Source organism: Paracoccus seriniphilus (assembly GCF_028553745.1).
Taxonomy (GTDB): domain Bacteria; phylum Pseudomonadota; class Alphaproteobacteria; order Rhodobacterales; family Rhodobacteraceae; genus Paracoccus; species Paracoccus seriniphilus.
Genome location: NZ_CP067133.1, coordinates 1 through 12,374, shown reverse-complemented (window position 1 = coordinate 12,374; position 12,374 = coordinate 1). Strand labels below are relative to the sequence as shown.

Annotated in this window: 14 protein-coding genes; 8 read left to right on the top strand and 6 right to left on the bottom strand. The window is 57.0% G+C overall.

Annotated elements, in window-relative coordinates; translation table 11 throughout:
• Positions 1 to 224: 224 nt before the first annotated feature.
• Positions 225 to 1,769, bottom strand: a complete 1,545-nt coding sequence (gene mobV, locus JHW44_RS20420; protein WP_179217818.1) for a MobV family relaxase — start codon at positions 1,767 to 1,769, stop codon at positions 225 to 227.
• Positions 1,770 to 2,215: 446 nt separating this feature from the next.
• On the opposite strand from mobV, the gene JHW44_RS20415 reads away from it, so the two are divergent.
• On the top strand, positions 2,216 to 2,860 hold the full coding sequence (locus JHW44_RS20415) for an NYN domain-containing protein (protein WP_179217817.1): 645 nt from the start codon (positions 2,216 to 2,218) through the stop codon (positions 2,858 to 2,860).
• A 68-nt stretch (positions 2,861 to 2,928) separates the two neighbouring features.
• Here the strand turns inward: JHW44_RS20415 and JHW44_RS20410 are convergent, their stop codons facing one another.
• Together JHW44_RS20410 and JHW44_RS20405 are read right to left on the bottom strand one after the other, a co-directional pair.
• Complete coding sequence (locus JHW44_RS20410; RefSeq protein WP_089346136.1) at positions 2,929 to 3,207, bottom strand: hypothetical protein; 279 nt, start codon at positions 3,205 to 3,207, stop codon at positions 2,929 to 2,931.
• A 15-nt stretch (positions 3,208 to 3,222) separates the two neighbouring features.
• Positions 3,223 to 3,777 carry a hypothetical protein gene (locus JHW44_RS20405; RefSeq protein WP_089346135.1) on the bottom strand — a complete coding sequence of 185 codons (555 nt, stop codon included), beginning with the start codon at positions 3,775 to 3,777 and terminating at the stop codon, positions 3,223 to 3,225.
• Positions 3,778 to 3,880: 103 nt separating this feature from the next.
• On the opposite strand from JHW44_RS20405, the gene JHW44_RS20400 reads away from it, so the two are divergent.
• The 6 genes from JHW44_RS20400 (at position 3,881) to JHW44_RS20375 (ending at position 8,075) form a co-directional block, all read left to right on the top strand.
• Entirely contained in the window at positions 3,881 to 4,138 is a 258-nt protein-coding gene (locus JHW44_RS20400) for a helix-turn-helix domain-containing protein (protein ID WP_089346134.1), read from the top strand.
• A gap of 173 nt (positions 4,139 to 4,311) precedes the next feature.
• Positions 4,312 to 4,770: a very short patch repair endonuclease gene (locus JHW44_RS20395; RefSeq protein WP_089346133.1), complete on the top strand. Its 459-nt coding sequence runs from the start codon at positions 4,312 to 4,314 to the stop codon at positions 4,768 to 4,770.
• A 20-nt stretch (positions 4,771 to 4,790) separates the two neighbouring features.
• On the top strand, positions 4,791 to 6,116 hold the full coding sequence (locus JHW44_RS20390) for a DNA cytosine methyltransferase (protein WP_089346132.1): 1,326 nt from the start codon (positions 4,791 to 4,793) through the stop codon (positions 6,114 to 6,116).
• Positions 6,109 to 6,897, top strand: a complete 789-nt coding sequence (locus tag JHW44_RS20385) for an endonuclease (protein ID WP_089346131.1) — start codon at positions 6,109 to 6,111, stop codon at positions 6,895 to 6,897. Before JHW44_RS20390 ends, JHW44_RS20385 begins: the two co-directional genes overlap by 8 nt.
• Before the next feature lie 498 nt (positions 6,898 to 7,395).
• On the top strand, positions 7,396 to 7,599 hold the full coding sequence (locus tag JHW44_RS20380) for a hypothetical protein (RefSeq protein ID WP_179217816.1): 204 nt from the start codon (positions 7,396 to 7,398) through the stop codon (positions 7,597 to 7,599).
• A gap of 113 nt (positions 7,600 to 7,712) precedes the next feature.
• The gene (locus JHW44_RS20375; protein WP_089346130.1) at positions 7,713 to 8,075 is read left to right on the top strand and encodes a hypothetical protein; all 363 of its coding nucleotides are present in this window, start codon (positions 7,713 to 7,715) and stop codon (positions 8,073 to 8,075) included.
• A gap of 117 nt (positions 8,076 to 8,192) precedes the next feature.
• Here JHW44_RS20375 and JHW44_RS20370 read toward each other — a convergent pair whose 3' ends face one another.
• On the bottom strand, positions 8,193 to 8,762 hold the full coding sequence (locus JHW44_RS20370) for a recombinase family protein (protein WP_089346129.1): 570 nt from the start codon (positions 8,760 to 8,762) through the stop codon (positions 8,193 to 8,195).
• Between the two features lie 367 nt (positions 8,763 to 9,129).
• Between JHW44_RS20370 and JHW44_RS20365 the strand changes: the two genes are divergently transcribed.
• Positions 9,130 to 10,224 carry a hypothetical protein gene (locus tag JHW44_RS20365; protein ID WP_143811516.1) on the top strand — a complete coding sequence of 365 codons (1,095 nt, stop codon included), beginning with the start codon at positions 9,130 to 9,132 and terminating at the stop codon, positions 10,222 to 10,224.
• A 333-nt stretch (positions 10,225 to 10,557) separates the two neighbouring features.
• Here JHW44_RS20365 and JHW44_RS20360 read toward each other — a convergent pair whose 3' ends face one another.
• Together JHW44_RS20360 and JHW44_RS20355 are read right to left on the bottom strand one after the other, a co-directional pair.
• Positions 10,558 to 11,226, bottom strand: a complete 669-nt coding sequence (locus JHW44_RS20360; RefSeq protein WP_089346126.1) for a ParA family protein — start codon at positions 11,224 to 11,226, stop codon at positions 10,558 to 10,560.
• Positions 11,227 to 11,339: 113 nt separating this feature from the next.
• Positions 11,340 to 12,374, bottom strand: coding sequence for a replication initiator protein A (locus JHW44_RS20355; RefSeq protein ID WP_272850376.1), 1,035 nt, complete (start codon positions 12,372 to 12,374; stop codon positions 11,340 to 11,342).

Here is a 12,374-nt window from a genome sequence, read left to right as displayed (position 1 = left end):
ACGAGTACATTCGTGTTTTCAGTTACCTCAGTCAAGATTCGTGTTTTTAGTTACCCAAAGCAGGATTTTAGTTACCGAAATTCGTGTTTTTAGTTACCTTTGCTGCGCGTAACTGTTTGTTTTTAATGAATAAAAAGACGCGCCAGACCCGCGTAACACAGAATCTAACACATATTTAACACTCCCGGAGATCGTGCGGCCTGTGGATAAGTCTCCACGCTCGGTCAGTGCCGGAGCCCTAGCTCCTGATATTTAGGTCCATCCTCTGCATCTGAAAGCCGCTCGATCACACCCCGCCGAACACCAGCATCGATATCAACGTCCGCATGATCAAAGTAGGCCAGTGCCAAGCTGAGCTGTTGCGGCTGAGAAAGTCGATCACCAAGAATGTCTTCCAGTACTGTCTCGTCCCCCTGTTTCAGGACCACCAGCTGCTCCTCGGAAAGAGCACCTTCGATTTCCGCTTGGAACGCCAAACGTTCGTCACGACTGGTGAAGGGCGGGTTCACTCGATCCTGTGCCAAGTGAACAAGGGCTTTTTGAACACAGGGCAGGGCCCGAGCCTCAATTGCAATCCGTACCGGGTCTTTCCGTTTTACGACCCTGCCATCAGCCATGGCATCCAATGTCAGATCCAGTGCCCGGTCGAACCGGGCCTGTTCCTCCGTCATCGCGGTGCCTTCAGGAATGACACGGTCATAGATGTCCACGATCTTATCGATCCGAGCTGGCGAACCCGCCGCATCCTTGAGGACACCAAGGTCACCGTTGAGGATTTTCCCTTCCAGATCGGCATAGGCTTCGAGGGCAGCGTTTGCCTCGGCCCCCTTGTCAGCCAGTTCCAGGCTCGACACCAATCGCGACAGCGTTTCACGGGCTGCGTCGAGCTGGGTCTTATAGCTCTGCTGCAGTGACTGAAGAGACTGAATCATCGACTGCGCCGTGTTCAGCTTCGCGTCCATGTCGAGTTTTTCTTCCCGCATCTTCATCTGGAAGCCGCGGAGCGCGTCTGTGGCGGCTTCTGTGGCCCGTGCATGCCAGTCAGCGTCGCTTTCCTTGCCGCCGCGCAGAAGGGAGCCTCTGACGCGCTCAGGGAGGGCCACAGCGTCTTCACCGGACATGTAGGCCCCATAGACCCGCTGCACGCGCTCGTGACGCGCTGTGGAGCCCTTGATGCCCCGCCGAAGGCCATGCTTCTCGCTGACCTTCTCCGCAAAGTCTGTCTGGAGATCGGAAAGAGCCTTCTTGTTCCCCACGAACGACCGGCAGTTCAGCTTGCCCCTGTCATCGAGGGGGATGGTCATCACCGTCATGTGCGGGGTGGTCTCGTCGCGGTGGATCATGGCCGAGAGGACGTTTTCCTTGCCGTGCCGGTTCTCGATCCAGCCAAGCGCATCCCGGAAGTACGTGTCCTGCTCCTCCCTGGTCATGGCCTTCATCTTCGCGGGCGAGCCACCGATGAAGTATTCCAGACCGTGCACGGCGTTCTTCCTGATCTTCTCGGGAGCCCGATCCTTCCACGCTGCCAGCACGTCCTTGCTGTTGTCGCCACCGACCAGGATCGTGTTGTCGCTGGTCCTGGCGGGATCGGCATTCGGGGTCTCCCGCTCCCGGAAGCTATGCTGAAGGCTGGCCCCCATGTTGCCGAGCGTTTTGATCTTCGCAGTCCGCATGATGCCGAAGGATTTCCCCTCACCGTGAAGGCCCTGCATGCTGCCCCGGACCTTGGACCAGCCTTCATCAAGGAGCTTGTGGGGTTCTGCGGACATGGGAGCCTCCGTTTGAAGGAAGTGAGTATGTGTACTCACTAGACAATTTGATTCCGCGTCGCGCAACCCAATTGTCGTTCGCCCGCCAAAAGGCGGGAAAGACACATACTCACTTCCTTCAAACGGCCTGCCTAACGGCAGGCGATCACCTCCGAACATTACGGGGAGAAGACAGACAGTCACGAGTGCTGCGGGCCGCGCGGCCGGGGCCAAGAAGGCGACGGCCGGAGCGCAGAGCCTCGCACATCGTGTTGCAGCTCGAAGTTCGAAGTACTGATCCACAGTATGTAAATGGACTCAAACTTGACTGCGGAAGGAAAGAGTGCTACATGAGGACCACTATGACCCCTCATGGATCACTCGCCTCGATTGCGATGTTGTGAAATGAGCATTATGAGTAAGGGCGCCCTAAAGGCGCCTTTATTCGTTTTAGCAGAGTGAAAATCTTGACGTCTCCACTTCCGCCGGTTCGCGTTCGCATCTTTGTAGACTTCTGGAATTTCCAGCTATCCCTAAACAGTATGGAAGCTGCTGCTGGTAGACCGAGCTTTCAGCTCGATTGGAACGGAGTTGCCGGGGCTTGCTGTGACACAGTTAACGCTCTGATCAAGCCTGTATCTGGCGTCGCCTATGAGGGGCTTCACGTCTATAGCTCATACACGGACGGCAAGGCCGCCGATATGAAGCATAAGAACTGGGTAGAGACGTGGCTTGATGCGCGCCCTGGCGTTGTCGCAACCTGCGTCAAACGTAGCCAGAAAAAGTCTCCCCCTAAGTGCCCCGCCTGTCATGCTGAAGCTACGAACTGCGTTGCTTGTGGCGGCGACATGCGCGGCATGGAAGAGAAAGGTGTGGATACGCGGATTGTCTCCGACATGATGAGCCTCGCTTGGAACGGGGCCTATGACGTTGCTGTGCTCGTCACTGCGGATCGTGACTTCATCCCAGTTGCGCAGGAACTTCAGGATCGCGGCATCAAGGTCATTCACGGCAAGATCGGAAAATCAGGCATGGACCTCGCAAAGCATTGCTGGGTGAGCTTCGACCTATATGCCGAACGTACCAAGTTCGAGCGCAAGGCGAAAAAGTAGACCAAACGTCATAAGTAGAGAAGGCCGGCGAAAGCGCCGGCCTTTCTCGTTTCAGGTGCGGGTAGCCTTCAACTCGCCTGCTTCAATGTCTTCATCGCGTGTTCGTGCGCCTTGGAAATCATCTGGCTTGCCGCAACCGCGTCATCTAGCGAAGCGTCGGAGTCGACCTTGCCACCCTCGGGCAACGGCAAAGCGGTCTGGGCCTTGGCCTTGGCAATACCGCCTGGGCGGCGATAGCGAGCTGCCTTGCTTTGAAGCGCCGCGCCTTCGGCCAGTCCCGGTGCCGCCGCCTTCGGCTCTTCGCTCGCCTCTGCTGCCTTCGGCTTCTCAGTCGGCTCCCTTGGCATTCGCAGCAATCCGGATCAACCGTCGCCCCATAGCGCGTCCATGAAACCCTTCTGGTCGAAGTCGGGATCGACAGGCCCGATCTTGGCGGTAAGTCTGCGGGCTATCTTCCGGCGCGATGTCTTGAGCATGGGAAGGGGAACCTCGAAGACCTGGGTTGGCTCCCTGGGCATCTCAGGGCACCAGCCCCATGCGAACCGGCGATCAAGTTGCGATAGAGCATCTTCGCCAAGCCAGCCCAAATAGCCACAGGTCACGACCCGCTCGCTGTCGGAAAGCTCGGGGCCGGTCGTGAAAGAACGGCTGTCCGATAATCCCGATATAGGGGCTATCTGCCGGACCAGATTTTTCACGGCAGCGCTGCCCTCAGACGTTAGGCCGATGCCCTCGAACTCTCTGGAAGGGAGGTGCCGGATTTCGACACGAATGCGCTCCGGCGCTGCAAGGCCTGCGGCGACCAGATGCCGGGCGGTTTCGATGTCGACGTAGCCACGGCTGTCCAGTTGCATCAGGGCCTGTCCTGTCCTGGTAAGCTTGGTCAGGATCATCGAATGCTGAAGGGGCTGGCGCATGGGGTGTCTCCTCGGAACTGGCTTGGAATATGCTGAATTATCCATTTTTTAGATAATCTGAAAAGCAGATTACCGCTTGCGCCCAAAGAGGTGGCGCAGCGACATGACGAAGACGATCAGAAGCACAGGTCATGTGGCTTTATGTGAAGCGCTGATCGACGCCCGGAAGGCGGCAGGCCTGACGCAGGCTGGAATGGCCGAGCGCCTTAAGTGCCATCAGTCTCTGGTTGCCAGGATCGAGAGTGGCGAGCGCCGGATTGATGTCGTTGAGCTGGTGGTCCTTGCCCGCGCGATCGGTGTTGTGCCGTCTGTGATCCTGGAGCAGGTCGTGGATGCGACTGAGCCAGATCATCGTATCTGACTTCATCTTCCCAAAAGTATCCTCGGGGGAGCGCCGTCAGGCGCGGGGGCAGACAGCCCCTAGAACGCCTCAGATTTTTGACTGCCTAGTCGGACAACGCTTTGTCATCGCAACATAGCGTCTCTTCCTCGATTGCCCGGCACTCATGCCACACAGCTAAAGAAACTCAGAACATGGACACGCGAAGTCCTCAGCAGCGCCGCCGCATTATCCAGTCGGTTAAGCAAAAGGGCACAACCTCTGAGCTGGTGGTGCGCCGTCTCCTGCACGGTGCTGGCTATCGATACCGCCTCCACCGTAAAGGCCTGCCGGGCCGTCCGGATATCGTCTTCGGGAAGCGGCGGAAGGTGATCTTAGTACATGGCTGCTTTTGGCATGCCCACGGATGCAGTAAGGGGAAGGCTCCCAAATCGAAACTCGATTACTGGGGGCCGAAGCTTGCGCAGAACGTGGAGCGCGATGCCAAGAACGTACGTGATTTGGTGAATGCCGGATGGCAGGTGCTTACAGTCTGGGAATGTGAGACTAGAGACCCGGCACGTTTGCTCTTAGTTCTCCGGGATTTGTGGGTGAATAAGGAAAACGATCGACATATAGAAACCTCTTGGTTAGAATGTCGAATCGAGAACTAAGAAACTACAGGAGACGGCAAATGCGGCCGGTGGGTATTGATCTTTTTGCCGGTGCGGGCGGCCTCAGCCTGGGCTTTGAACAGGCCGGCTTCGATGTGCGGGCGGCCGTTGAGATCGACCCAGTGCACTGCGCTGTCCACGAGTTTAATTTCCCAAATACTGCTGTGCTGCCCCACTCTGTCGAACACCTGAACGGTGATGACATCCGCCGCGCCGCTGGTCTGGGTGATGCTAAGGTAGACTGTGTCTTTGGCGGTGCGCCCTGCCAGGGATTTTCCCTGATCGGGCACCGAGTCCTGGACGATCCACGTAACCGTCTTGTGCTGGATTTTGTACGCATCGTACGCGAGCTGGATGCCACGATGTTCGTCTTCGAGAACGTGAAGGGGCTGACGGTTGGGAAGCACCGCAAGTTCCTGCAGGAGCTGGAGACCGCCTTCAATACGGCCGGTTACGACGTGCGCCTGCCTTGGAAGGTGCTTAATGCCGCGCATTACGGCGTGCCGCAGTCGCGTGAGCGCTTCATCCTCATGGGGGCGAAGAAGGGGCATCCGCTTCCCGACTATCCGGCACCGCAGACGAACATTTCCGGCAAGCCGGTGAAGTTTCCCGAGCTGCCGTTCGGGCCTAGTTGTGAAGAGGCGATCGGCGACCTTCCCGACGCCGACAGCTACCGAACTCTCCACGCATCCGATGCGGTTCCCACTTCACGCTTCGGCGAGCCTTCGGCTTACGCTGCCGAAATGCGTTGCCTAGGCAACGACTCTTGGCACTATGGTCATGTACGCGATTGGGACCCGGCTGTGCTGACGTCTAGCGCTCGTACTGAACACACGGATATTTCCCGCCGCCGATTCGCGGCTACTGAGCCTGGAACGGTCGAGCCGATCAGCCGCTTCTTCAAGCTAGCTCCCGGTGGTGTTTCCAACACGCTGCGCGCCGGTACAGACGGCGCACGCGGGGCGTTTACAAGCCCCCGCCCAATCCACTACCGCTACCAGCGCTGCATCACGGTGCGCGAGATGGCGCGGCTGCACGGTTTCCCGGACTGGTTCCGCTTTCACGTTACGAAGTGGCATGGCGCACGTCAAATCGGCAATGCCGTGCCGCCGCCTCTGGCGAGGGCGATCGCCGAGCAGATTATTGCGGCTCTGGGCGTCAAACCCACCCGCCCATCTGCACCGATTGCCCTTGGAGACACCGCCTTGCTAACCGGCGACATGACCGACGCAGCTGCATATTTCGGGGTTCCGGCTCCGTCTGGACGGCGTGACCGCAAGAGCGGTGCGCGCAAGCGCCGTCAGGAAGACATCGAAGCCGAACTGCAGCAGGCTGCCAATGGCTAAGGAGCCAAACCGCTACGGTGCCCTGATCGAGAAGATTTTCTTTGATCGGTACGAAGAAGGTGCTGCGGCGCTGGAGTTTACCCGCGAGGACATCGAGGACGCTGCGGCCGCCCTCAATATCCGGTTGCCGAAGAACCTGGGCGATGTGCTGTATTCCTTTCGCTTTCGTGTGGCGCTTCCGGAGCCAATCGTCGCGACGCAGGACGAGGGGCGTGAATGGGTTATCGAGCTGGCCGGAAGGGCGCAGTACCGCTTTCGCTTGGTGAAGGCGAACCGCATCGTCCCGCGTGACGATCTGGTGACGATCTCTATCCCTGATGCCACGCCTGAGCTGATCCGAGCCTATGCCCTGGACGACGAACAGGCTCTGCTGGCGATCGTTCGCTATAACCGGCTTATCGACACTTTCCTAGGGCTGACCACCTATAGCTTGCAGAACCATCTGCGCACGACCGTGCGGGGCATCGGGCAGATTGAGATCGACGAACTGTATGTCGGTCTCGACAAGCGCGGCTGTCATTACGTCATCCCGGTACAGGCGAAGGGCGGTAAAGATCAGATCGGCATCGTTCAGACCACGCAAGACATCCGCTTCGTTGAGCAGCGGTTTCCCGATATGCAGTGTCGCGCCATTTCAGCGCAGTTCATGTCTGACCAGGTCGTTGCGCTGTTTGAGTTGACGCTTCAGGACGATGAGATCAGGGTTGTCGAAGAACGGCACTACAAGCTGGTGCCAGCGTCCGACCTCGATCCGAATGCTATCCGTGCCTACCGAACTTAATTGAGACGCTACACTTTGCCGCCTAGATTATCCAAGAAAACACCCGTCATCGAGTATCTGTTCCGGGAGTTTCAGGCCGGAAAATATCCGGATGGAACCGTGTATTCCGATGATGTGTAAACGCCATTCATGCCTGCAAGGCGAAGCTTGGAACAGGGAATCCTGCGAACTTCCTGAAGGACATCATCCGTAAGAGCACTGCCAACAACAATTGGCCGGACATCGCTGCGAAAGCAGGATTCTTCGGACGGCAGAGGTATGAAGACAAGCGGGTGTTCCAGTTTGTCCCCTATGCGCCGGGGTAGACCGAACCGTATCCCGATTATTACCTGCCGACAGCGAGCACTCCGAGATATTTTCTGCAATTCGCCACTGTTCCAGCCGTCGCGAGAGAATTGGGCAGGAAAGAAGAAAGCTGGCTTATGCAGGTGGCAGTATCGCTGCGGCTGATCGAAAGCCAGCTTTCTCTGTTCTCGCCTCTTTGGGGCCGTCTTCGCGATGTCACCCACCCATCTTCAGATGTCGATGAAAACACAACCGGAGATCGACGGCACGTTCCTAGTCAGCCACAACAGCCGCCGTGCTTTGCGTGTTGGCATGGAAACCTTCGCGCTGATCACCTGCGAAGCGAAGGGAGATGGTGAGCGACTGCTGGAAGATCAGATCCGGGAGCAGGTCGCCCAAAGGGATCGCTCGCTTTGACCCGGCCAACTTCAAAATATCCGGTCATACTTCATGGGGCAGGTTGCGCGAACCCACGGCTCAGTGAGATACCTAGCGGGCAAATTTTTGGGGCAGGTCACCGGGAGTAAAGTATGTCCGATTTCGTCGCTTCTGTTCAGTACAACGATTTTAAGGGGACTGTCGCCGCAGATAGGTCTGATACCGAGAGCATGGCCGACTATCTGGTTGGCGCGGGCCTTGCCACGGATGATGAAAGAGTGATCGGCTACCGCATTTCTTTCAACGGCAATCACGGAAAAGAATACGAACCCGGCGTCTTAGTCTATTTGCAGAAAGGCAGGTATGACGATCCTGAAAAAGTTGTCCGAGCCATTGATATTGAGATGACTGGGTCGAAATTCTTTTCGTTCTTCAAGCGTTTCTCTCTGGTCCTGATGCAAGATGGACTTGATCTGTCTAACATCACTGTTGACGGCCCGCACTACGACGACTGAGACAAGTTGCTTCGTTCAAGTTCTCGAGATCCTCGCCATTCCTGAGAATTTCCCGACGAGGCCCTATCGGAAGGTTTGTGCGTAGGATTACTCTAAGGCGGAACCTTCAGCGAACACTCATGGTGGGTTGCTGTTTCTGATCACCTTGTAAGCTGTTGATCTGCCTATGCCGAGATGTTTTGCGGCCTGGGCGACGGATTTTCCGGTGCTGACGAGATCTTGGAGGGCTGAGATTGTCTCGGGCTGCAATGATGGCCGCCCGGGGGTGCGGCCATGTTTCCGCGCGTTGATCAAGCCGTCTTTGGTGCGCTCAGAGATCAGGCGCCGCTCGAAATGCGCAATAGCCCCGAAGACGTGGAATACGAGTTCGCCAGCGGCGGATGTCGTGTCGATCCTCTCCTCAAGGCTGATCAGATTGATCTCTCGGGCCTTGAGGTCATCGACAATTTCCAGAAGCTCTTTGAGCGAGCGGCCCAAGCGATCGAGGCGGATGACAGCGAGAGTATCGTTGGGTCTGGCCTGATCAAGCAAGGCCGCCAGACCGGGTCGGTTGAACGTCTTGCCGGAGATCACGTCCTCGAACACGCGAATAGCGCCGTGCTGCAGCAACCGGTCTTTCTGGCCGGACAGGTCTTGATCGGCGGTGGAGACCCTTGCGTATCCGAGGATGTCGCCCGTGCGTGTCATAGTGTCTCCAAAACGAACGGTTTGAGGACGTCTTCCCGAGAGATGGGTGATCGTTCTTCTGGGTGTCGATATCTGTCTATTTAATAGTCTTCATATTAAGGCGTGTCCAGAAAACTTCAACACCGTTTTGAGGACACATATGCCCCCTCGCTCGCTACTTTCCGCCCGTGCCCGGGCAGACCTCTTCGATATCTGAGACGACTGCGGGGCCGTGCAACCTGGAGCCGATGTCACTGCACGGGCATGGATGCTGATTATGCTCGGCCGAGTGCGGCCATTCGAATGACTGACACACGTCAAGTTTTTCTTGCGCGACGCGATTTTCGCGGCTTACGATTTTTCTGTTACGGTATAAGGTATTAGCTGCATGACAGACACCTTGGTCTGGGAATTTGACGGGCGCTTTGACCGCCTCTACATTCACTTCGACGTCAGCGATCATTTCCTGAAACTGGACACCTTCATCAAGACGGCGGAAAGCGCCCGGAAGGTGATTGACGCTCTGGACGAAACCTTTTTCAACGGCAGCCTTGAATATGAACTGATCGTCCTGCCACCGGCGAAAGGAACGTTCCTTTCCAAGCTGGCTATATGGATTTCAGGCGGGACAACGGCGGTCTTTGGTTTCCTGAATACCGATGTCGGTTCGGCCTACGTTGAAGGACTTACTGGGCGGACACCGGCAGAATGGGCGCAGTCCTTTGGGGAAGATCACCGCGCCCGGATTGACGCCTTCCACGTCGAAACAGAAACGTCGGAAAATGACGAAACCGGTCTTGACGTGACCGAAGGTCCCTCGGAGGCCTTGCCGATTAGTGCCGATGAAGCCTGCAAAGAGGCGGCGCAAATTGTGGTGGCGATGGCACGAGGCGTCCTTGAGAAAAGTCCGGACGAAATCCAGAAGGTAGGAATGGAGGTTGGAGCACTGCCAGATGCCGTCGACGCGCGCGCAGACTTCTACGCCGCATGTATCGAAGACCGCGACGTGAAGCGGGTAGGTTTCACACCGGACGACGACTTCCCGATTCCGCGCAACTCATTCCCCAAGCGCGCCCAAAAGCCAGCTCGGAAGCCCAAGGGCAAAGAGCCGCCCGAATTGGCTGTGTCCATTGAAAGCATCTATGTCACCTCTCCGAACTGGGACAAAGAAGACCAGAAGACCCGGCAGTGGAAGGGCAAGGACCAGATCAGACGGGATTGTTACTTCGTGATCGAAGACGCCGAATTCTGGCACAAGGTGACACACAAGGCCCTTCATGTGGAAGTGCTGGACAATCTGAAAGTGCAATGGGCTTTTCAGAACATCGATGGACGCCCCAAGAACCGGCGCGTTCTTCGCGTTCTGGAGTTCAACGGTGACAAGTTGGCAGACCCCCTACCGCCCGCCGCCGTCCGGGCCATACTTGGACAGTACTCCGAGTATGAAGCCAGCATTGGCCCGCGAACGCTATTCGATCAATGACCATTTGTTTACCATAAGCGAGATTCAGAACATGCTTGGGTATTTTCGATGCTGGTACGAAGGATCGGCTGTAGTCACTCCGATGTGTATTTCTCCCAAAGCCGCTCGATTAGTTGACCTTGGGTAATCCCAAGCCGCTCCGCCTCAGCCGCTATGGCTTCCCCTACCTCCGGGAAAACCTTCGGGTGAAGTTGCCAAGTGCGGGGGCTAGGCTTGCGGCCGGGCTTCTTTCGTGGCGTTCGATCAAGGAACCCCCTCGCCTCTCCCACGTCGTCTACGCGCCGAACCTCTTCGACAGTAGTATCTTTCGGGCGGGCCTTCAGCCCGGATAGTCTATTTGAGCCGCTCATAGACAGCCTCCGTGAAACTTTGGGCGTTCGTGATAGCCTTATCGACCTTGCCTCCCGTCACCATCTCCGGGTCTTGCATCATCGCTGTCAGATCGCCGCCATAGGCGAAAATTTCAGAGAAAGCTGCCCGTGCGACCAGAGAGGGCTCGATCACGTCGATCCCTGCCCCGCGTAGCTGCTCTTCGAGTTCTTTCTGGACACGGCTTTTCACGGCAGCGCTCGTCTTGGTCAGAACGACCGCGTGGCGAATTTTGCGGCCGAGAGCTTCCTCTTCTTCCCGGATCAGCGCGAGTGCTTCCGAGCCGATCTCAGCATCAAGCGCGGTTGGTTGCATTGGCACGATCACCAGATCGGCCTGAGATATTGCCCGGCTAACGAGTTGCGAGGCTACGCCTTCGAGGTCCACGATAACAATCCTGCCGTCCCCATCCGCGCTTCGAATGGTCGGTACGATTTCTGACCGGCCGATATCGCTCAGGAGAGTGACACCCTTGGGCGTGCCGTGAGAGGCCCAACGGGTCAGGGATTTGTTCGGGTCGCAGTCCAGGACTGTAACCTCAGCCCCCATGCGGGCAAATTCCGATGCGAGGAGCACGGCGCATGTGGATTTTCCGACACCCCCCTTGGGGCTTGCCATGACGATGACGGGCATTGCTCGAACCTGCCTGTTTGTTTTACCGGGTTTGTATCCGTTACCAAAATTATTTTCAACACCAGAAATAAATCTGTAACCGGCAACATTTCCATAACCGGATTTTCATCCTGTTAAGGTCTCCCACGTTTTTCGAACCACTTCCGGCAGAAGCCGACAAAAGCCCCATCGGCATCGCGGGGCGGTTCAAAAATCCAGTCCCGCCACTCGCGTTCGAGGTAGTGCACGTCCCAGCCTGGCGCGACTTGCCTAGCGCGTTCATAGGTATCCGGCGTCAGCGGGGGAACACGCCCTTCGATCATCGGCGCAGGGGCCATCGTGCCGCGATTGGTGAAGATAATCATGTCCGCAGTTTCGTCGAAGGTAACGTTGTAGTCGGGCAAGTGGTCATGCTGGACCAGCTGCTTGATCATCTGGCGGAAGCGCTTCTCCGGGCTTTGGGATCCGGTCTTGAGCAGAAGTTTCCGCAAGGTGATCCGCCACGTCCTCTGCTGCCCGCAGTGCTTTCGAGCGATCTCGTACACGCGGCGTTCGATTGGCTTACGCAGTCGGAAATAGTCTCGGTGCAGGGTCAGGACCTCTTCTTTCCGGATCGCGTTGAACACCCAATCCGACAGCTTCACCTCACACCAGAGTAGGCGGCCGTCCAACCCGTGCTTGCGACGGATCGAGGATGCGTCGATCAGACCGAAGCCGTCGATCTGCTCTTCATCGCCGCTGACAATGTTGGTCCTGATCCGTGTTCCTTCGAGGCGGTCAAGCGCATCGAGGAGGGATTGATACTCCCGACCGCTTGTTCCCCGGTTGGTGAAGATCAGCAGTTCCCGCGAGTTAATCCGAACACGCGGCGACACCTGCTCACCCAGCTTCAGCTTCGCCATAATCTGACTGATGCAGTAGATCAGGATGTCCTTGTCATAAATCGTGGCGAGACCTTTGACACTCGGCGTGATTTCCAACCAGTTTTCGCCGTTCCTGTAGCGCTTAACCGTGGTCTCCGGCTTCTTAGAAAGGGAGTAAAACGGGTGCTCCATGTGCTGCATTACGTCCTTCAGGACCGCATCAGCCACATCGCAAATGAACAGATCGTGCTGCGGATGGCGATCAGGGAGCAGAGGCGTCAACGAATTCGTGTTTTCAGTTACCAT

Bases quoted from the DNA above. Each gene is read 5' to 3' on its own strand.
- JHW44_RS20400 (WP_089346134.1), top strand. From the start codon at position 3,881: ATGACGAAGACGATCAGAAGCACAGGTCATGTGGCTTTATGTGAAGCG.
- JHW44_RS20405 (WP_089346135.1), bottom strand. From the start codon at position 3,777: ATGCGCCAGCCCCTTCAGCATTCGATGATCCTGACCAAGCTTACCAGG.
- JHW44_RS20380 (WP_179217816.1), top strand. From the start codon at position 7,396: ATGTCACCCACCCATCTTCAGATGTCGATGAAAACACAACCGGAGATC.
- JHW44_RS20385 (WP_089346131.1), top strand. From the start codon at position 6,109: ATGGCTAAGGAGCCAAACCGCTACGGTGCCCTGATCGAGAAGATTTTC.
- JHW44_RS20410 (WP_089346136.1), bottom strand. From the start codon at position 3,207: ATGCCAAGGGAGCCGACTGAGAAGCCGAAGGCAGCAGAGGCGAGCGAA.
- JHW44_RS20375 (WP_089346130.1), top strand. From the start codon at position 7,713: ATGTCCGATTTCGTCGCTTCTGTTCAGTACAACGATTTTAAGGGGACT.
- JHW44_RS20365 (WP_143811516.1), top strand. From the start codon at position 9,130: ATGACAGACACCTTGGTCTGGGAATTTGACGGGCGCTTTGACCGCCTC.
- JHW44_RS20360 (WP_089346126.1), bottom strand. From the start codon at position 11,226: ATGCCCGTCATCGTCATGGCAAGCCCCAAGGGGGGTGTCGGAAAATCC.
- JHW44_RS20395 (WP_089346133.1), top strand. From the start codon at position 4,312: ATGGACACGCGAAGTCCTCAGCAGCGCCGCCGCATTATCCAGTCGGTT.
- JHW44_RS20390 (WP_089346132.1), top strand. From the start codon at position 4,791: ATGCGGCCGGTGGGTATTGATCTTTTTGCCGGTGCGGGCGGCCTCAGC.
- mobV (WP_179217818.1), bottom strand. From the start codon at position 1,769: ATGTCCGCAGAACCCCACAAGCTCCTTGATGAAGGCTGGTCCAAGGTC.
- JHW44_RS20370 (WP_089346129.1), bottom strand. From the start codon at position 8,762: ATGACACGCACGGGCGACATCCTCGGATACGCAAGGGTCTCCACCGCC.
- JHW44_RS20355 (WP_272850376.1), bottom strand. From the start codon at position 12,374: ATGGTAACTGAAAACACGAATTCGTTGACGCCTCTGCTCCCTGATCGC.